Genomic DNA, 19024 nt, shown 5'->3' with positions numbered 1-19024 from the left:
TACACCGAAATCATCTTTGAACGCTGCATCGGATGCGGCAACTGCCTCAGCACCTGCCCGCAGCACGCGAAGGTTCTCGCCGATAAGGTCGTAGCGACCGAGGAGCTTCTGGCGGGTCCGGATCCGGTCATTGCGGTTCTGGGCTGCTCGTTCCCCGCCTTTTTCCATTACGCCACCCCCGGACAGCTTACCGCCGGTCTGAAGGCGCTGGGGTTTGCCGAGGTGCACGAGGGGGCGAGCGGCGTGGAGCTGATCGCCGAGGAGTACCGGCAGGCGGTGCACTCCGCCAAGCTGCCGCTCATCTCCTCCCACTGCCCGGCGGTGGTCGACCTGATCGAGCGGCACTACCCGCAGCTGATCAAGAACCTGGTGGGGGTGGTGACCCACATGGTGGCCATGGGGCGCTTTCTGAAGCAGGTCTTCGACGGAAAGGTGAAGGTGGTCTACATCAGCTCCTGCATCGCCGGCAAGTTCGAGGTGCAGGCGGAGGAGACCCGGGGCGCGGTGGACGTGCTGTTGACCTACCGCGAGCTGGAATCGATGTTCAGGGCGCGCGGCATCGAGCTGGGCTCCCTGGAGGAGTCCACCTTCGACGGCCGGGAGCCGCACCTGGGGAGGGTCTTCTCCCTCTCCCAGGGCTCCTTCCAGGCCTTCGGCATCCAGACCGATCCCCTGGACACCGAGATCGTCACCGCCGAAGGGGAGGTGAACGTGATGGGGATCGTGCGGGACCTGGCCGACGGCCGCATCAGCCCCAAGCTGGTGGACCTGCGCTTCTGCTACGACGGCTGCATCGGCGGCCCCGGCAGAAACCAGGCGCTCACCGAGTTCTCCCGCCGCAACCTGGTGATCTCCCACTTTCGCAACAAGGTCCCCTACAAGACCTCGCCGGCCTACCTGAAGGAGCGCCCGCAGCTCTCCCTGTCGCGCTGGTTCTCGGACCGCTACGCGAAGCTCCCCACCCCCCGGGCGGGAGACGTCAAGAAGATCCTGCAGGCCACCAACAAGTTCACCCAGAAGGACGAGCTGAACTGCCGCACCTGCGGCTACCGGACCTGCCGCGAGTACGCGGTGGCGGTCTTCCAGGGGCTGGCCGACCTGGAGATGTGCCTGCCGCACAACCTGCAGCAGCTGGAGGAGGAGCGGGGACGGCTGATCCAGAAGTACGAGCTGGCCAAGAGGGAGCTGGACCGGGAATACGGCGACGAGTTCATCGTGGGAAGCGACGGCCGGACCCTGGAGGCGCTGGACCAGATCAAGCAGGTGGGCCCCACCCCCACCACGGTCCTTCTGCGCGGCGAGTCGGGGACCGGCAAGGAGCTGGCCGCCCGCGCCATCCACCGCTACTCGAAAAGAAACGACAAGCCGCTGGTCACCGTGAACTGCACCACCATCACCGACTCGCTGCTGGAGAGCGAGCTCTTCGGCCACAAGAAGGGCTCCTTCACCGGCGCGCTGGCCGACAAGAAGGGCCTCTTCGAGGCGGCCGACGGCGGCACCATCTTCCTGGACGAGATCGGCGACATCACCCCCAAGCTGCAGGCGGAGCTGTTGCGGGTCCTGGACATGGGGGAGGTGCGGCCGGTGGGGGGGACCACCGCCAAGAGGGTGGACGTCCGGCTGATCGCCGCCACTAACAAACCCCTGGAAGAAGGGGTGCGCGACGGCTGGTTCCGCGAGGACCTCTACTACCGGCTGAACGTCTTCTCCATCACCATGCCCCCGCTCCGGGAGCGGGTGGAGTCCATCCCCCAGCTCGCCCACTACTTCCTGGAGAAGGCGCGCAACAAGCTGAACAAGCAGATCGTGGGGATCGAGGAGCGGGCCATCAACGCCATGGTCAAGTACCCCTGGCCCGGCAACATCAGGGAGATGCAGAACGTCATCGAGCGGGCTGCGGTGCTCACCCACGACGACATCGTCAAGCTGGGGAACCTGCCGCTCGCCTTCGCCGAGAGCTACGCGCAGGAGGCCGAGGACGTCATCGACCTCAGGTCCTTCAAGAAGGAGAGGGAGCCGCACGTCTTGCGGGTCGAGAAGAAGCTGATCCAGCGCTACCTGGCGGATGCGGGAGGCAATGTGTCAAAAGCGGCACAACTCGCCAACATCCCCCGGCGCTCTTTTTACCGTCTTTTGGACAAACATGGCCTCAAAGGGCGGACGATCAGGGCCCGGGAGGAGGACGAGGGGTAGGATTAAGACCAATGTACCATTCTGGCGGGGTCAAAATGGTACATTCGGACACACTTTCGTATCGTGTGCCAAAAGTGGCTCAGTTTGTATACAGTATTTTCGGCCCCATTTTTAATTTTAAAATTTTTATCTTGTGTTATTTCAGCTAGTTACAGCTCTGGGAGGGCGCCGGTCGCGGTTGGCACGCAAATGGCAATGTATAGGTCAAGATGTAACACTATACGAGTTTCTGTAAGGAGCGCATGACATGGGAAGAATGAGAGAGAATCCGAGGTACAACGTCATTTCGATGAGGATCAGCGACGCAGAGCGTGAGACTCTGGAGCAGATCATGGAGACCACCCAGAAGAGCGTTTCCGACATCATGCGCGAGGCGATGGAACTCGTGAAGATGAGGGCTTGCGCCGTGGAACTGAGCCAGAAGGCGGCCTAGGCCGCCTTCCGGACTCAAAGCTCGACCACGAAGTCCAAAAAACAGGCCGCGTATGCGGCCTTTTTTTTCGTCCTTTTTCCGCCGCGGTCACCGATCACGAGCGGAGAAAAAGGGGGCCGGCACCTTCGGAGCCAGTCCCCTGTGAGTTACTTGACCTTCCAGGTGGTCCCCTGGGCGCTGTCGAAGAGGAGGATGTTCTTCGCCAGCAGCTCGTCCCTGATCTCGTCGCTGCGCTTGAAGTTCTTGGCCTTCCTCGCCTCCGCTCGCTCGGCGATCAGCTGCTCGATCTCCTCCGGCGTAATGTCGATGGCCGCGCTCTTGCGGTCGTTGATCCTCTGCAGGAAGGCGGCCGGCTGCGAGTCGCAGATCCCCAAAACGCTGGCCACTGCCGCCACTTCCTCCTTCACCTGCCGAAGCAGCGGGGCCCCCGCCACCGGCAGCGCCTTGTTCACGCTGCGCACCAGGTCGAACAGGTGGCCAAGTGCCATGGCGGTGTTGAAGTCGTCGTCCATCGCCTCCCTGAAGCGTGCGCCGATGCTGGCACACTTCTCCTCCAGCTCAGTGCTCTCCTCGCTGGCGGGGGGCTCGCCGATACCGGCCGCCAGCCGCTCGTCGATCCCGGCCAGCGCCTTGTAGATCCGCTCCAGCCCGAGTTCCGCCTCCTTGAGGTTCTGGTCGGAGAAGTCAATCGGCGAGCGGTAGTGTGCCGAGAGCAGGAAGAAGCGGAGCACCTCGGCGTCGTAGCGGTCGAGCACCTCCTTGATGGTGAAGAAGTTGCCGAGCGACTTGGACATCTTTTCGGCGTTGATGTTCACGAAGCCGTTGTGCAGCCAGTACTTGACGAACGGCTTGCCGGTGGCCGCCTCGGTCTGGGCGATCTCGTTCTCGTGGTGCGGGAAGATCAGGTCCTTGCCGCCGCCGTGGATGTCGAAGGTCTCCCCGAGGAACTTGCCGCTCATGGCCGAGCACTCGATGTGCCAGCCCGGCCTCCCCTGTCCCCAGGGGGACTCCCAGAACGGCTCGCCCGGCTTGGCCCCCTTCCAGAGCGCGAAGTCCATCGGGTGCCGCTTGCGCTCGTCCACCTCGATGCGCGCGCCCGCCTGCATGTCCTCCAGGTTCCGCTTGGAGAGCTTCAGGTAGCCGTCGAACTTGTCCACGCAGAAGAAGACGTCGCTTCCCGACTGGTAGGCGTACCCCTTCTCGATCAGCTTCTCGACCAGGGCGATGATCTCCGGGATGTGCTCGGTGGCCTTGGGCTGGAAGGTGGGGAGCTCCAGCATGAGCCTCGCCATGTCGAGGTCGAACTCCTTGATGAAGCGCTCCGAGATCTCGTAGTAGGGGACGCCGTCGCGGTTGGCGCGGTTGATGATCTTGTCGTCGATGTCGGTGTAGTTGCGGACGTAGGTGACTTCGAGGCCGCTCGCCTTCAGGTAGCGGTAGATCATGTCGAACACCACGTTGGCGCGGGCGTGGCCGATGTGGCAGTGGTCGTAGACGGTAACCCCGCACACGTACATGCCGACCTTGCCGGGGTTGATGGGGACGAACTCCTCCTTGCTGCCGGAGAGGGTGTTGTAGACGCGTAAGGCCATGGAAATCCTCGTTCAAGTTACCCCATCCTCACCCCTGCCCTCCCCTTGCAGGGGAGGGGGAGCTGTCGGGAGGGGGGAGTGTTGGTGTTATTTAGCGGTCCAGGAGTCCCGGAGGGTGACGGTCCGGTTGAAGACCAGGGCGCCGGGCTTGGAGGACCGGGAGTCGAGGCAGAAGTACCCCATCCGCTCGAACTGGTAGCGGCTCTCCAGGGTGGCCTGCTGCAGGGAGGGCTCCAGCTTGCAGCCGGTGAGCACCTCGATGGAGTTCGGGTTGAGCGAGACCCGGTAGTCCGGCTCGTTCTTGCCGCCCGGGTTGGGGGTGCTGAACAGCCGGTCGTAGAGCCTCACCTCGGCGTCGATGGCGTGCTCGGCGCTCACCCAGTGGATGGTCCCCTTGATCTTCCTGCCGTCCGGCGCGCTGCCGCCGCGCGAGCCGGGGTCGTGGCTGCAGCGGACCTCGACCACCTCGCCGTTTTCGTCCTTCACCACGCTCTCGCAGCGCACGATGTAGGCGTAGCGCAGCCTCACCTCGCGGCCGGGCGCCAGCCTGAAGAACCCTTTGACCGGCTCCTCCTGGAAGTCGTCCCGCTCGATATAGATGGTCCTGGAGAAGGGCACCTTGCGGCTTCCCATGGAGGGGTCGCTCGGGTGGTTGGCCGCCTCGAACTCCTCGCTCTCGCCTTCCGGGTAGCTCTCGATCACCACCTTGAGCGGCTTCAGGACCGACATCACGCGGGGGGCACGCACGTTCAGGTCCTCGCGCACGGCGTCCTCCAGGATGCTCATGTCGATGATGCTGTCGGCCTTGCCCACCCCGATGGTCTCGCAGAAGTTCCTGATCGATTCCGGCGTGTACCCGCGCCGCTTCAGACCCACCAGGGTCGGCATGCGCGGGTCGTCCCAGCCGTCCACCAGCTTTTCCTGCACCAGTTCCAGGAGCTTTCGCTTGCTCATCACCGTGTAGGAGAGGTTCAGGCGGGCGAACTCGATCTGCTGCGGGTGGCAGGGGACCTTGAGCACATCCAGCACCCAGTCGTAGAGCGGGCGGTGATCCTCGAACTCCAGGGTGCAGATGGAGTGGGTGATCCCTTCGATGGAGTCGGAGAGGCAGTGCGCGTAGTCGTACATGGGATAGATGCACCAGGTCTCGCCGGTCCGGTGGTGCTCGACCTTCTTGATCCGGTAGATGACCGGGTCGCGCAGGTTGATGTTGGGGGAGGCCATGTCGATCTTGGCCCGGAGCACCAGGGCGCCGTCCTCGTACTTGCCGTCGCGCATGTCGCGGAAGAGCTGCAAGCTCTCCTCGACCGGCCGGTTCCTGAAGGGGCTCTCCTTGCCCGGCTCGCTCAGGGTGCCGCGGTAGCTCCTGATCTCCTCGGCGTTCAGGCCATCCACGTAGGCTTTCCCCATCTCGATCAGCCGCACCGCGTACTGGTAGAGCTTCTCGAAGTAGTCGGAGGCGTAGTACATGTGGCTCTTCCAGTTGAAGCCGAGCCACTTGACGCTCTCCCTGATGGAATCCTCGTACTCGACCTCTTCCTTGGCCGGGTTGGTGTCGTCGAAGCGCAGGTGGCAGCGCCCCTCGAAGTCGCGGGCCAGCCCGAAGTTCAGGCAGATCGACTTGGCGTGGCCGATGTGCAGGTAGCCGTTGGGCTCGGGGGGGAAGCGGGTCACTATGCTCTTATGCTTGCCGCTCTTGAGATCCTCGGTGACGATGTTCCTGATGAAGTTGTTTGCCTTTTCCGGCAGCGGAGTCTCAGTACTGTTCATGATCGATTCCCGTTGGGAGGCGAGCGCCTCCGGAATGTGATGTTAGCTTTTCTGCTCCAGCAGGGCCACGGCGTAGGAGGCGATTCCCTCGCCGCGCCCGGCGAAACCGAGTTCCTCGGTGGTGGTGGCCTTGACGTTCACCCGCTCCACCTCGCTTCCGAGGGCGCGCGCGACGTTCTCCCTCATCTGCTGGATGAAGGGGGCGAGTTTGGGGCGCTGGGCCACGATGGTGACATCCACGTTGCCGATCCGGTATCCTTTGGCCTCGGCCAGGTCCATCACGTGCCGCAGCAGCTTCATGCTGTCGGCTCCCTTGTAGGCGGGGTCGGTATCCGGGAAGTGGCGGCCGATGTCGCCCTCCCCGATGGCCCCCAGGATGGCGTCCGAGAGCGCGTGCAGCGCCACGTCGGCGTCCGAATGGCCCAGGAGACCCTTGGCGTAGGGGACGTCCACCCCGCACAGGATCAGTTTCCTTCCCTCCACCAGCCTGTGTACGTCGTATCCGTTTCCGATCCGCATGCAGCTTCCTTTCTTAACCCTTGAGAAACGCCTCGGCAAGAAGCATGTCCTCTGGGGTGGTGATCTTGATGTTCCGGTAATCGCCCAACACGACCTTCACCGGCCGCTTGAGCCGCTCCATCAGCGAGGCGTCGTCGGTACCGAGATAGCCCGCCTCGGCGGCCGAGCGGTAGGCGTCGAGGATCAGCCCGTAGCGGAAGGCCTGCGGCGTCTGGGCGAGCCAGAGCTCCTCGCGGGGAGGGGTCTCCACCACCAAGCCCTCCCTGGCCACCTTGATGGTGTCCTTGGCCGGCACGGCGACCACCGCGCCCCCGAACTCGGCTGCTGCGGCAGCGGCCTCCTTCAAGACGGCGACGGGCACGAAGGGGCGCACCCCGTCGTGGATCAGCACCAGGTCGTCCTGGTCGGCACCTTCCATGGCGGAAAGCCCGTTCATCACCGAGTGCTGGCGCTCAGAGCCGCCCGCCACCAAGGCCTTCACCTTGGAGAAGCCGTAGCGCTCCACCACCTCGCTTCTGCAGTAGGGGATCTCCTGCTCAGGGGAGACCAGGTAGATGCCGTCGATGAAGGGGGCGTCCTGGAAGACCCGCAGGGTGTGGGCCAGGATCGGCATGCCGTCCAAAAGGAGGTACTGCTTGTTGGAGCCGGCTCCCATCCGCTTTCCCATGCCGGCGGCGGGGACCAGGGCGAAGATCTTCTTCAAGGCAAACCTCTTAAAGCCGTGATCGGGCAGAAGTCACTGCCGAAATCGCTGAATTATACAGTGGTGGCGGGAAAAAACCAGTAAAATCTAACGTCCGGCCGGCCTGTGAAGCGAGGTCACGCGCAGTTCGAGGGGATGGCGCGCTCGCCAGGGGCCGGCGGACGAAAGGTTAAGAGCGGACGGGGAGTGGGTTTAATTAGATTACTACCCTTCGGGAAGGGGGACAAGGGGATTTTGCGGCAACCCATCCTCACCCTGTCCCTCCCCTTGAAGGGGAGGGGACGTTAGCAGGAAGGTGAAGGGAATTCGCCCGCCAGGGAGGCCAGGGCGGCCTGCAGGTCGGGGAGGTCGCCGTCCAGGATGGTGCGGGGGTCGAGCAGGAAGGCGTTCTTGGATATCCTGCCGATCACCGGCACCGCCGAATTCCTGAGCTTCGCCTCGATCTCGTTGGCTGAAAGCCCCTCCACGCCGACCTCGATCAGCAGGGTGGGGAGGTTCAACAGCGGCAGCGTCCCCCCACCGGCCTGGGAGGTACCCTCCTGGAAGCCCAGGGACACGGCGGCCGGCAGCCGGCGGCGCAGCTGGCGAACCATCTTCTTGCCGCGGGCGGCCACCTCGGCGACGCTGGCGGTCAGCATCCGCAGGGTGGGCACCTCGGCCAGCGCCACCAGCTCGTCCCGGTAGAGGGCGAGGGTCGCCTCCAGGGTCGCCAGGGTCAGCTTGTCCATCCTGAGCGCGCGCAAAAGCGGGTGCTTCTTCATCGGCTCGATGAAGGCCTTCTTCCCCACGATCAGCCCCGCCTGCGGTCCACCCAACAGCTTGTCGCCGCTGAAGGTGATCACGTCCACCCCGGCTCGCACGAAATCCTGCACGGTCGGCTCGTCGCAGCCGAGTCTCTGCGAGAGGTCCACCAGGTTGCCGCTCCCCATGTCGGCCAGCACCGGCACGCCGGCGCCCTTGCCCAGCTCCACCAGTTCGCTGGCGGTCACTTCCGCGGTGAAGCCGACCACGGCGAAGTTGCTGCAGTGCACCTTGAGAAAGAGGGCGGTCTCGGGCGTGACTGCGGAGCTGTAGTCGCGGGGGTGGGTCCGGTTGGTGGTGCCGACCTCCTTCAGGGTCACCCCGGAGAGCCTCATCACGTCCGGTATCCGGAAGGAGCCGCCGATCTCCACCAGCTCGCCGCGGGAGACCACCGCCTCGCGCCCGGCTGCCAGCGCGCTCAGTGCAAGGAGCACCGCGGCGGCGTTGTTGTTGACCACGATGCCGGCCTCCGCGCCGGTCAGCTCGCACAAAAGGGACTCGAGGTGGCTATAGCGGCTGCCGCGCACGCCGGCGGAGAGGTCGAACTCGAGGTTGGAGTAGGAGAAGGCGATGGTGTTCAAGGGGGCGCGGGCCGCCTCGGGGAGGATGGAGCGGCCGAGGTTGGTGTGGATCACGACACCGGAGCCGTTGATGAGGCGTTTGAGGCTGGGGGCGGTCAAAAGGGCGAGCTCGCGGGTGATCTCGGCGCAGATGGCGCTTTCCGAGAAGGCCTCCTCGGGAAGCTCTTTCGCCTTGGCCTGTTCGCGCAGCCGGTCGAGCACCGCGCGCACCCCCTTGAGGAGGGGGGGGCGCGGGTAGCGGGTCGAGAGTTGGCGGATCGCTTCCCACTCAAAGACCTTGTCGACTTTCGGGATCAACCTGAGCTGCTGCATCGGCGCCTCCTGCTGGTGGAATCGCGCCAATGTAGCGCAAATGGGCGGCTAAGGCAAAAGGAAAGCTGAACGGAGGGCGAGGGGGGCAAGGCAAAAAAAATCCCCCTTAGTTCTAAGGGGGATCTGAAGGTCTCTAGAGGTCCATCGGTGGGGCGGAGCTGATTCCGGGGGTGCAGTCTTCGTCGATCAGCACGCGGCCGCCGTACTCGGCGTTCTTTTGCACCAGCATCTCGGCCAGCGAGGCGTCCCTGCTCCGGAAGGCCTCGATGATCTTCTCGTGCTCCTCCACCGAGATCAGCATCCTGCCCGGCTTGCTCAGCGAGGCGAGCCTCAAGCGCTGGAACTTCTTCAAAAGGGCGGCGATCATGTCGTGCAGCTTGTCGTTGCCGGCACCCTTGATGAAGAGGTCGTGGAAGCTGTTGTGCACCTTGAAGAAGTGCCGGACGTCCCCTTCGTTGGCGATCTCGCGGAGCTTCTCGTTGATCGCCTCCAGCTTGTTGATCTCGCGGGTGGAGAGCAGCGCGCAGGCCTTCCTGGCTGCGTACCCTTCCAGGATGCTCTTGATGGCGTAGAACTCCTCGACGTCCTTGGCGGAGAAGGAGGCCACCAGCGCGCCTTTGCGCGGCACCACCGAGAGGTATCCCTCGGACTCCAACTGCCGGAACGCCTCTCTGATCGGGGTGCGGCTGATACCGAAACGCGCCGCCAGTTCCGGCTCGGCGACCTTTTCGCCGGGCTTGAGGGCACCGCTCATGATGGCGTCGCGGATCGTCTCCAGGATCCGCTCCCTCAGGGTCAGGTGTTTTTCCACGTTTTTCTTCATACGAGCCCCCCCAACAATGCAGGGTCGTATTGTATACAGTATACAGATATTGTCAAGATATTGTAGACACTATCCTTTGAGTTCCCCTCGATGCGAGCCACCGTATGCCCCGCGGCGCTCAAATGACTTGATATTTGATCTTTCCAACGGTATCTTGGCGCGCTGAGGGAGTATTTATGGATCCGGTCCGACATCTCAAGATCTCCATCTGCGTGCTGGCGCTGCTGGTCTCCTTCGGCACCTTCGGCTACATCGCCATCATGGGGTGGAACGGCCTCGACGCGCTCTACATGACGGTGCTGGCCTTGAGCACGGTCGGCTTCCGGGAGGTCCACCCGTTAAACGATTCCGGCAAGATCTTCACCATGGTGCTGATCTTCTTCGGCGTCAGCGTGCTCGGTTACATCGTCGGCTCGCTGGCGCAGATCATGTTCGAGGGGCAGTTTCATCGGATCATAGGGAGGAAGAAGGTGGAAAAGGCCATTGCCGCCCTGGATGAGCACTACATTATCTGCGGGTTCGGACGCATCGGCGCCCTGATCTGCAAGGAGTTCGCCGCCAAGCCGCTCCCCTTTGTGATCGTTGAGAAGGACCCGGCGATCATCGAACGGATGGCGCAGGACGGACACGGCTACCTGGTGATGCGCGGCGACGCCACTGCGGACGACACGCTTTTGAAGGCGGGGATCAAGAGGGCCAAGGGGCTCATCTCGGTGGTAACCTCCGACACCGAGAACGTCTACATCACGCTGACCGCCCGTGGCCTCAACCCCGACCTCTTCATCCTGGCCCGCTCCGGCGAGGAGGGGTCCGAGCTGAAGCTGAAGCGGGCGGGGGCCACCAAGGTGGTCTCCCCCTACCTGATCGGTGGCTCCAGGATGGCGCAGGCGGTCCTCCGTCCCAACGTGGTCGACTTCATCGAGATCGCCACCGGCCACGAGCACATGGAGCTGCAGATGGAGGAGATCCTGATCCCCCCCGACTCGGGCTTCATCGGCGAGACCCTGGCCAGTTCCGGCTTCCGCAAGGAGACCGGGGTCATCATCGTCGGCATCAAGAAGCAGAGCGGCAAAATGGGCTTCAACCCCGAATCCCACACCAGGATCGAGGCCGACGATACGCTGATCGTGCTGGGCGAGCCGGACGCCATCCTCAAGCTGGACCAGCTGGTGCGTTGCAGCAGCTGTGCGGAGGAGCTGATCAAGAAGCACCGCAGGGGCCATGACGGCCACCAGCACAACCACCACAACCACGAGAGCCATCAGCATGACAACAAGTAAACGACTCTTCGTCCACGTACCTTATACGCAGTTGAAGGCGCATCTCCCCTTTCTCATCGAGCGCCGCCTGAACCCGGAGATCTTTCTCTCCGCCGATGCCCTGGACCGGCTCGATCGCGAGGGACTCGCCGGCTCTGCGGCGGCGCTCAGGGAGGAGGGGCTTCTCTGTACCATCCACTCCCCCTTCATGGACCTGAACCCCGGCTCGCTGGAGAGGCTTTTGCGGGACGCCACCGTGCACCGCTTCACCCAGGTGATGGACGCCGCCGAGATCCTGCGCCCCGAGGTGATGGTCTTTCATCCCGGCTTCGATCGCTGGCGCTACGGCGAGGCGACCAACCAGTGGCTGGAGCTGAGCGTGCCGGTCTGGCAGTCGGTGCTCTCGCGAGCGGGGGAGATCGGGACGATGATAGCCGTGGAGAACATCTTCGAGGAGGAGCCCTCCACCCTGAAGGCGCTCTTCGAGGCCGTCAACAACCCCGCCTTTGGGCACTGCTTCGACGTCGGTCACTGGAACCTGTTCAAGAGGGTGGGGATGGAGGAGTGGTTCGAGGCGCTGGGGGAAAGGGTCGCGGAGGTCCATATCCACGACAACTTCGGCACCCGCGACGATCACGCGCCGCCGGGCGAGGGGGGGATCGATTTCGACCAGTTCTTCGCGCTGATGGAGCGCTACGCGCCGCGAGCAGCCTACACCATCGAGGCGCACAGCAAGCCTGACCTGGAGCGCTCACTGGTGTCGCTGGAGCGCTATCTCCGCTAGGCGGGCCTGCATCGAACACGCTCACAGATCTCTCTTCTGGTGGGGATCGCCGGCAACCATGAAGACCGGTGGCCGGCGCCGACCCTGCCGCTGTCCCCGACTACGGACCTTTAGGCCAGGGACATCCTGCTACTCCGGCAGCTCGATCTCCACTGGGTCGTCCTCATCAGGGACCACCCTCCATTCGTTCACCACCGGGTCGAAGTCGGCGATCCTCTCCAGCGGCGCCTTCAGGTATTTGCCCCGCGCGCTGACTGCCACCGTTCCGTCCGGCAGCAAAATCTCGCCGCTCCCCTCGAAAAAACGGTTGTTCTGCGAGGTGATCCTCCCCACCACCCTAAGCCGCACCCCGAGCGGGACCGGCTTCTTGTAGGACATGTTCAGCTCGACGGTGATCCCCCAGACCTCCTCGCTCTTGCCGACCATCACCGCCCGGCCGATGGTCTCGTCCAGGATGGCAGAGGCGATGCCACCGTGCAGCCGTCCCGGGTAGCTCTGGTGCTCGACCCCCGGCAGGAAACTCGCCACCAGTTCCCCCCGCTCCGTCTCGTAGAAGGAGGCCTGCAACCCCGACCCGTTCTTCAACCCGCAGACGAAGCAGAGCTTCGAATTGTACTGTTTCTTGGTCACCTTGTGCTTCATTCTTCCCTCCAAGGCTAAAAGCATAGAGCGCACACGAGGCCGCGCAGGTGAAAGAGGCCCTTCCTGAAGTCTGCTCCGCGACCTCTGGATTCGCCTCGCTTCAATCCGTCTTCGAACTTTGCCGGCGTCGCTTCCTCGACTTGGCCAGGATATCCCCCAGGTAGGCCACCACCCCGAGGTTCACCACCAGCACGGTCACCCTCGGCCAGGAGATATCCTGGGACACCTCGAATACCTCCACCGGGATGTACATGGCGCCCGACAGCAGACCGAACCATTCCGCCCACTGCTGCTTGGTCCAAAGGCCGTAGGCCTCCGCGAAACGGATCACCGAGTAGAGAAGCGCGGAGAACGCCAGCACCCAAAGCTGCATGTCGGTGGCGCGGTCGGCGGCGTCGATGAAGATGCTCGGGTAGTGCTTGGCGGGGTTGAGGTGCAGGACCCTGACCAGCTTGACGGCTGCCTGGTGGAGGTCGTGGTGGATGAAGGTCAGCAGGCCGCAGCCGGCCAGCAGCACGAGAGCGCCTTTGGCTGCTTCGAAGGTGGCGACCACCCGCAGCCCCTTGTGGTGATCAGGTTTTCGCAGCTTTACCATCTATTTGCGTCCTCTGCAGAAGGGTGTCCGATTGGCTGTTCCCGCTACCTCCAACTGTCCCCTTTCCAGCTGCTGTCAGCTGCGGAAGATGAAGAAGACGGCCCCGGCCAGGCAGCAGCCTGCCCACAGGTAGTCGAGCTTGAGCGGCTGCCCCATGTAGAAGACGGCAAAGGGAACGAAGACCGAGAGGGTGATCACCTCCTGGATGATCTTCAGCTGCCCGAGGGAAAAGACCCCGTAGCCGGCCCGGTTGGCCGGGACCTGCAGCAGGTACTCGAAGAGGGCGATCCCCCAACTGGCCAAGACCGCCACCAGCAGCGGCGCGCTGCGCAGGTTCTTGAGGTGCGCATACCAGGCAAAGGTCATAAATACATTGGACATGACGAGTAGGACGATGGTTCTCATAGCTTCCTTAGCTGCCGTTTATAATTCAGGGCTCCGTTAACGTGCTGCCACCCCTGCCGGTGAGGCCGAGGCTGGTGGAGCTACCACGAAGGGGAGGTTTACCTCTATTCACGCAGGATAACACGATGAACCGCAGAAATTCAAAGCTCTCAGCGGCGGTGTTACCTGGTGCTGAATTATTGATTTATAATTAGCTATTTCATTATTTTTTGATGGAGCCCCGTCTAAGGATTTTTCTTCTTTGTCTGGAGCCCCTGATGCAGTACTATGACACGCCTTTTTTGTATAGCTACGGCAGTTTGCTGTCAAGGGCGCAGGGAAGTAGTACCGCCACTGACGAAGAGAAACCGCCGCCGCTTTCTTTGACAATGGCAAGCGCGCCGAATGAAGCCTTTGAGGTGTCGGCGATATTTTCTGTGAAGGGATGGAATATGAAGATTGAGAAACAGGAAACGTATTTGAAGGAATGGCAGGGCCATGAAGAGATCGCGGAGCGCATGCTCCCCATCATCGGCCACCTGTACCGCGACAACAACATCGTCACCACCGTGTACGGCCGCCCGCTCGTCAACATCGCGACTATCGACATCCTCAAGGCGCACCGCTTCGCCCGCCTGATCCTCGACTCGGAACTGACCGTGCTCGAGACCTTCCCGATCCTGGAGGCCATCGGCAAGCTGGATCTGGCTCCCGCCCGCATCGACCTGGGCAGGCTGGCCGTCCGCTTCCAGGCGCAGAAAGGCAAACTGGGGATCGACGACTTCGTCCGCCAGGAGCTCACCTCGGTCAACACCGGCCGCACCCCGCTGCTGGACGAGCCGCAGGACATCGTGCTGTACGGTTTCGGCCGCATCGGTCGTCTGCTCGCACGCATCCTGGTCGAGAAGGCTGGGTCCGGCGAGAAACTCAGGCTGCGCGCCGCCGTTGTAAGAAAGGGTAGCGACGACGACCTGGTGAAGAGGGCGAGCCTGCTGCGCCGCGACTCCGTGCACGGCCCCTTCAACGGCATCATCACCATCGACGAAGAAGAGAACGCGATCATCGCCAACGGCAACATGATCCGCATCATCTACGCCGATGCCCCCGAGAACGTCGACTACACCCAGTACGGCATCCGCAACGCCATCCTGATCGACAACACCGGCAAGTGGCGCGACCGTCCGGGCCTTGGCCGCCACCTGCAGGCCAAAGGGATCTCCCAGGTGCTGCTCACCGCCCCCGGCAAAGGCGACATCCCCAACGTGGTCTTCGGCGTCAACAACGAGCTGATCTCCCAGGACGAGAAGCTGTTCTCCGCCGCAAGCTGCACCACCAACGCCATCGTCCCGGTGCTCAAGGCAATCAGCGACCGCTTCGGGATCGTCTCCGGTCACGTGGAGACCTGCCACTCCTACACCAACGACCAGAACCTGATCGACAACTACCACAAGGCTGACCGCCGCGGGCGCGCCGCCGCCCTCAACATGGTCATCACCGAGACCGGCGCCGCCAAGGCCGTCGCCAAGGTGCTTCCGGAACTTACCGGCAAGCTGACCGGCAACGCCATCCGCGTCCCGACCCCCAACGTGTCGCTGGCCATCCTCAACCTGCAGCTGTCCGAGAAGACCGACGTGCAGGCCCTGAACGGCTATCTGCGCGGGATGTCGCTCGACTCCCCGCTGCAGAACCAGATCGACTACACCAACTCCCCCGACATCGTTTCCAGCGACATCGTGGGTTCCCGTTATGCAGGCGTGGTCGACTCCCTGGCCACCATTGTGCAGGGGAACCACTGCGTAGTGTACGTCTGGTACGACAACGAGTTCGGCTACAGCTGCCAGGTCGTTCGCATGGTCCAGAAGATGGCCGGCCTCGAGCTCCCGACCCTGCCGGTCGAGCCGAAAGCCTAGCTAAACCCGCAGATACCATCTGAAGAAAAAAGGGCGCCCCGCTAACAGTCGGGGCGCCTTTTTTCGTTTCACGTCCGGTCCACTTCCCGCAACACCTTCCTCGACCTGTTCTGATCCCACCATCACCCTCGCCGCCAGTCACCTGCGACCGATACCATTTCACCCGCGACTGCTACCGTCTCACCTGCGACTGACACCGTCTCACCTGCGACTGACACCGTCTCACCTGCGACTGATACCGTTTCACCTGCGACTGATACCGTTTCACCTGCGACTGATACCGTCTCACCTGCATCCGGTAACGGTCCCACCTCACCCAACTCGCTACTGCACACACCGCACTATTTTGGACACTCTACCTGGTCTCGGCGATGGCCATGTTGGGATGTTTCGGTAAAGCCTACGAGCCCGGAGACAATTACTATCTGGGATGGACCGGTGGCCCGATTCTCATTGATGATCCCTTTACCATTCGTGACGACATTGACCGGGCGCATATCAGCCTCGGATTTGCCAGTGCCGCTGCTAACCTGATCCTGGAATCCTACGGAGGGATTTTCGGCAGCCGCTGGCTTTGGCGCGGGCTAACGGAATCGGAACTTAACGACGCCGCGGCCGTACTGTGCAAACTTGCTCAACAGGACCTTCGGGGGGCAAGCGCTGCCGTTCGAAACCCGCAGTCTGCTGCGAATGTTTTTCGGGCTCTTTCCAAGCTTGACCTTATCTCCTACTGCCATTGCCGTTTGAATCTCACCGTGAAAGGGCGTGATTTGGTCAGAGAGAGCAGTAGGGTGGAGTGAAACGGATCCTTGTAAAGCATCTCGAGGATGTTGTCAGCGTTGAATATTTCGTCGGAGGGTGAATCCCGTTTTCCCACCAGCAGCAGGAATTCCCTTTTTTCCCATCTTTCAGTCAAAGCCCCAAACTCACTCCTGCCAACAAGACGACAAATCTTGACATTAAATTGACTTGATTTTCCACTGTCGATGAACGAATATGCGCCCTGGGACGCTCACTATCTACTTCATTTTACAGGAGGAAAAGCTTGCCTGAACCCGTCGTCAAAGCAAACGGGTGCAGGCCGTTGATTTTGGTGTAACTGGACCTTTCAATGCTTGTCACACACGGAGGAAGAGAAGATGGATGCAGTATCGCTGCTTGGTTGGATTGCCCACCACTACTACTATGTTATCGCCCTCGTTCTTCTCATCGTTCTTTTGTATAACTCGATCGTCGTGGTCAGCGGCAACGAGATCGCCCTCATCGAGCGCCGCTGGTTCGGCAATAAGATGCCGCAGGGTAGGGTGGTCGCCCTCGGCAACGAGGTCGGCATCCAGGCCCGCACGCTTGGCCCGGGCCTCCACTTTCTGATCCCCTTCATCTATAAAGCCACCAAGAGCGTCTTTACCGAGATCCTGGATGACGAGATCGGGCTCATCGAATCGGTCGACGGCTCGGCCATCCCCTCCGGCCGCATCTTCGCGGCGGTCGCCACCGGCCACAACTCCTACCAGGACGGCGAGGCCTTCATCCGCAACGGCGGACAGAAGGGTCCCCAGATCGAGGTGCTTCCTCCGGGCAAGTACCGGATCAACCCCTACCTGTTCAAGCTCACCAAGGGGAAGGTCACCGAGATCATGGACAACGAGATCGGCATCGTCGAGTCGGTGGATGGCGCCCCTATTCCCGAGGGAAGGATCTACGCGCACGCGGTGGGAGGGCACTCCTCCTACCAGAACGGCGAGGAGTTCATCAACAACGGCGGGCAGAAGGGGCCGCAGATCGAGATCATCCCGCCGGGGAACTACCGCATCAACCCCTACCTCTTCAAGGTCACCAAGAGCCAGGCCACCAAGGTGGGCGAGGGGGAGATCGGGCTGGTTGAGTCGTCGGACGGTTCCGCCATTCCCGCCGGCCGTATCTTCGCCAGCGTCGTACCGGGCCACAACTCCTTCCAGTCCGGACAGGACTTCATTTCCAGCGGCGGGCAGAAGGGGCCGCAGACCGAGATCCTCCCGCCGGGCGTCTACCGTATCCATCCGAACCTCTTCCGGGTGACCAAGGCCGCTGCGGTGGTCATCAACAAGGGTGAGGTCGGGGTGGTGACCGCCCAGGACGGTGCGCCGATCCCGATGGGACGTCTTCTGGCGCAGAGCGTGCCGGGGCATTCCAACTACGAAAACGGGGAGGAATTCCTGAAGAACGGCGGTCAGAAGGGGCCCCAGATCGACGTGCTCCTCCCCGGTACCTACCGCATCAACCTGAACCTCTTCTCGATCCAGGTAGCCCCGGCGGTGGTGGTGGAGGCCAACAAGATCGGCCTGGTCACCGCCCTGGACGGCCGGCCGCTCCCCGAGCGCGAGTACGTGGCTGCGCCCATCACCGGGCATAACGACTACCAGGACGGCTCCGCCTTCCTCTCCAAGAACGGCCAGCGCGGACCGCAGCTCGACGTGCTGCGCCCCGGCACCTACTACATCAACCCCCTCATGTTCGCGGTGGAGATCGACAACGTGGCGGTGGTCGAGCGCGGCCAGGTCGGGGTCATCGTCTCCAACGTCGGTGAGGACCCGACCGAGGAGATGAAGAAGCGGCTGGGGGCCTCCCAGCACGACCCCTCCGAGGAGGAAGGGAAGGAGCGCTACGTGGTGCCCAAGGGGTTCCGCGGCATCCAGGAGGAGGTGGCCGGCCCCGGCCGTTACTACCTCAACCGGCGCGCCTTCATGGCCTACATCATCGACACCACCAACATCACCATCGACTGGGACGACCAGGAGGATACCCGGTTCGACCAGCTGACCGTCATCTCCAAGGACGGCTTCCCCATCCAGGTCTCGGTGAAGGTGGTCATCAGGGTCCGTCCCGACCAGGCGCCCTACATGGTCGCCAAGGTCGGCTCCATCGACAACCTGATACAGCACGTCATCCACCCGATGATAGACTCCTCCTTCCGCAACCAGGCATCGACCGCTTCGGCGATGAACTTCCTGCAGAGCCGGTCGGAGGAGCAGGCCAAGGCCGAGCTTCGGGCCCGGGCCGACCTGGAGCGCTACCATGTCGAATGCGTCTCCGTGCTGATCTGCCAGATCCGTCTTCCCGAGGAGCTGATGCAGACCCAGACCAAGAGGATCATCGCCGAGCAGCAGCAGGAGATGTTCAAGATGGAGCAGCGCTCCCAGGCGGAGCGCACCGAGATGGAGAAGATGCGCGCCACCGCGGACCAGCAGCCGACCCTGGTCGCCTCCGAGATCGCCGTGAAGGTCGCCACCCAGAAGAAGACCGAGATGATCACGCTGGCCGAGGGGAGCGCCGAGGCCAAAGCCCTGGAGGGAAGCGGCGAAGGGAAGCGGCTGAAGGCGATCGGCGAAGGCGAGGCAGCCAAGATCGCCGCCATCGGCGAGGCTACCGCCCAGGCGTACGAGAAGCAGCAGGAGGCGATCGGCGAGGAGGCGATCAAGCAGATCAAGATCGTCGAGCTGATCTCCCAGGCCATCGAGCAGGGCGCCATCAAGATCGTCCCGGACGTGCTGGTGACCGGCGGCGGAAGCGCTGCGGACGGCCTGATGGGGCAGTTGAGCCGCCTGCTTCCCGGCGTAGATCTCCGTTCCCTGGTCCAGCATCAGGGCGAGAGCCACAAGCGTGGAGAAAGCGGTCCACCGGCCACGCTGTAACGGTATGGGTGCCGGTTGAGCCGAAGGCGTGGCTTGACCGGCACCCAGGCAT

Annotated in this window: 16 protein-coding genes; 7 read left to right on the top strand and 9 right to left on the bottom strand. The window is 62.8% G+C overall.

All coding sequences use genetic code 11. From position 1 onward, the window contains the following. The coding region (locus VJ604_RS16405; protein WP_324084404.1) for a sigma 54-interacting transcriptional regulator at positions 1-2193 on the top strand (2193 nt) is incomplete at its 5' end. 247 nt (positions 2194-2440) lie between these two features. Beyond that, a complete protein-coding gene (locus VJ604_RS16400) occupies positions 2441-2626 on the top strand; it encodes a ribbon-helix-helix protein, CopG family (RefSeq protein ID WP_324084402.1) in 186 nt (61 codons plus the stop codon). Positions 2627-2772: 146 nt separating this feature from the next. Here VJ604_RS16400 and cysS read toward each other — a convergent pair whose 3' ends face one another. The 6 genes from cysS to VJ604_RS16370 form a co-directional block, all read right to left on the bottom strand. Beyond that, positions 2773-4218 carry a cysteine--tRNA ligase gene (gene cysS, locus VJ604_RS16395; RefSeq protein ID WP_324084399.1) on the bottom strand — a complete coding sequence of 482 codons (1446 nt, stop codon included), beginning with the start codon at positions 4216-4218 and terminating at the stop codon, positions 2773-2775. Positions 4219-4305: 87 nt separating this feature from the next. Then, positions 4306-5988 carry a glutamine--tRNA ligase/YqeY domain fusion protein gene (locus VJ604_RS16390; protein ID WP_324084397.1) on the bottom strand — a complete coding sequence of 561 codons (1683 nt, stop codon included), beginning with the start codon at positions 5986-5988 and terminating at the stop codon, positions 4306-4308. Between the two features lie 42 nt (positions 5989-6030). Next, on the bottom strand, positions 6031-6507 hold the full coding sequence (gene ispF / locus VJ604_RS16385; protein ID WP_324084395.1) for a 2-C-methyl-D-erythritol 2,4-cyclodiphosphate synthase: 477 nt from the start codon (positions 6505-6507) through the stop codon (positions 6031-6033). A gap of 13 nt (positions 6508-6520) precedes the next feature. Continuing rightward, positions 6521-7210, bottom strand: coding sequence for a 2-C-methyl-D-erythritol 4-phosphate cytidylyltransferase (gene ispD / locus VJ604_RS16380; RefSeq protein ID WP_324084394.1), 690 nt, complete (start codon positions 7208-7210; stop codon positions 6521-6523). Between the two features lie 284 nt (positions 7211-7494). Further along, entirely contained in the window at positions 7495-8904 is a 1410-nt protein-coding gene (gene selA, locus VJ604_RS16375) for an L-seryl-tRNA(Sec) selenium transferase (RefSeq protein ID WP_324084392.1), read from the bottom strand. 133 nt (positions 8905-9037) lie between these two features. Then, positions 9038-9727, bottom strand: coding sequence for a GntR family transcriptional regulator (locus VJ604_RS16370; RefSeq protein ID WP_324084390.1), 690 nt, complete (start codon positions 9725-9727; stop codon positions 9038-9040). Positions 9728-9903: 176 nt separating this feature from the next. Here VJ604_RS16370 and VJ604_RS16365 point away from each other — a divergent pair, with 176 nt between their 5' ends. Both VJ604_RS16365 and VJ604_RS16360 read left to right on the top strand, forming a co-directional pair. After that, positions 9904-11007, top strand: a complete 1104-nt coding sequence (locus VJ604_RS16365; protein ID WP_324084388.1) for a potassium channel family protein — start codon at positions 9904-9906, stop codon at positions 11005-11007. Next, on the top strand, positions 10994-11770 hold the full coding sequence (locus tag VJ604_RS16360) for a sugar phosphate isomerase/epimerase family protein (RefSeq protein WP_324084387.1): 777 nt from the start codon (positions 10994-10996) through the stop codon (positions 11768-11770). The genes VJ604_RS16365 and VJ604_RS16360 overlap by 14 nt, the downstream gene beginning before the upstream one ends. 129 nt (positions 11771-11899) lie before the next feature. Here VJ604_RS16360 and VJ604_RS16355 read toward each other — a convergent pair whose 3' ends face one another. The 3 genes from VJ604_RS16355 to VJ604_RS16345 form a co-directional block, all read right to left on the bottom strand. Beyond that, complete coding sequence (locus tag VJ604_RS16355; RefSeq protein WP_324084385.1) at positions 11900-12412, bottom strand: PaaI family thioesterase; 513 nt, start codon at positions 12410-12412, stop codon at positions 11900-11902. A 100-nt stretch (positions 12413-12512) separates the two neighbouring features. Next, positions 12513-13007, bottom strand: coding sequence for a DUF2127 domain-containing protein (locus tag VJ604_RS16350; protein ID WP_324084383.1), 495 nt, complete (start codon positions 13005-13007; stop codon positions 12513-12515). A 75-nt stretch (positions 13008-13082) separates the two neighbouring features. Then, complete coding sequence (locus VJ604_RS16345; protein WP_324084382.1) at positions 13083-13412, bottom strand: DMT family protein; 330 nt, start codon at positions 13410-13412, stop codon at positions 13083-13085. Positions 13413-13843: 431 nt separating this feature from the next. On the opposite strand from VJ604_RS16345, the gene VJ604_RS16340 reads away from it, so the two are divergent. The 3 genes from VJ604_RS16340 (at position 13844) to VJ604_RS16330 (ending at position 18972) form a co-directional block, all read left to right on the top strand. Then, positions 13844-15301: a glyceraldehyde-3-phosphate dehydrogenase gene (locus VJ604_RS16340; protein ID WP_324084379.1), complete on the top strand. Its 1458-nt coding sequence runs from the start codon at positions 13844-13846 to the stop codon at positions 15299-15301. A gap of 371 nt (positions 15302-15672) precedes the next feature. Next, positions 15673-16101, top strand: coding sequence for a hypothetical protein (locus tag VJ604_RS16335; protein ID WP_324084377.1), 429 nt, complete (start codon positions 15673-15675; stop codon positions 16099-16101). A 339-nt stretch (positions 16102-16440) separates the two neighbouring features. Beyond that, positions 16441-18972, top strand: coding sequence for an SPFH domain-containing protein (locus tag VJ604_RS16330; RefSeq protein ID WP_324084376.1), 2532 nt, complete (start codon positions 16441-16443; stop codon positions 18970-18972). The last annotated feature ends 52 nt before the right edge of the window (positions 18973-19024 follow it).

Source organism: Geomonas sp., from assembly GCF_035254065.1.
Taxonomy (GTDB): Bacteria; Desulfobacterota; Desulfuromonadia; order Geobacterales; family Geobacteraceae; genus Geomonas.
This window is presented reverse-complemented; position numbering and strand designations above follow the sequence as displayed.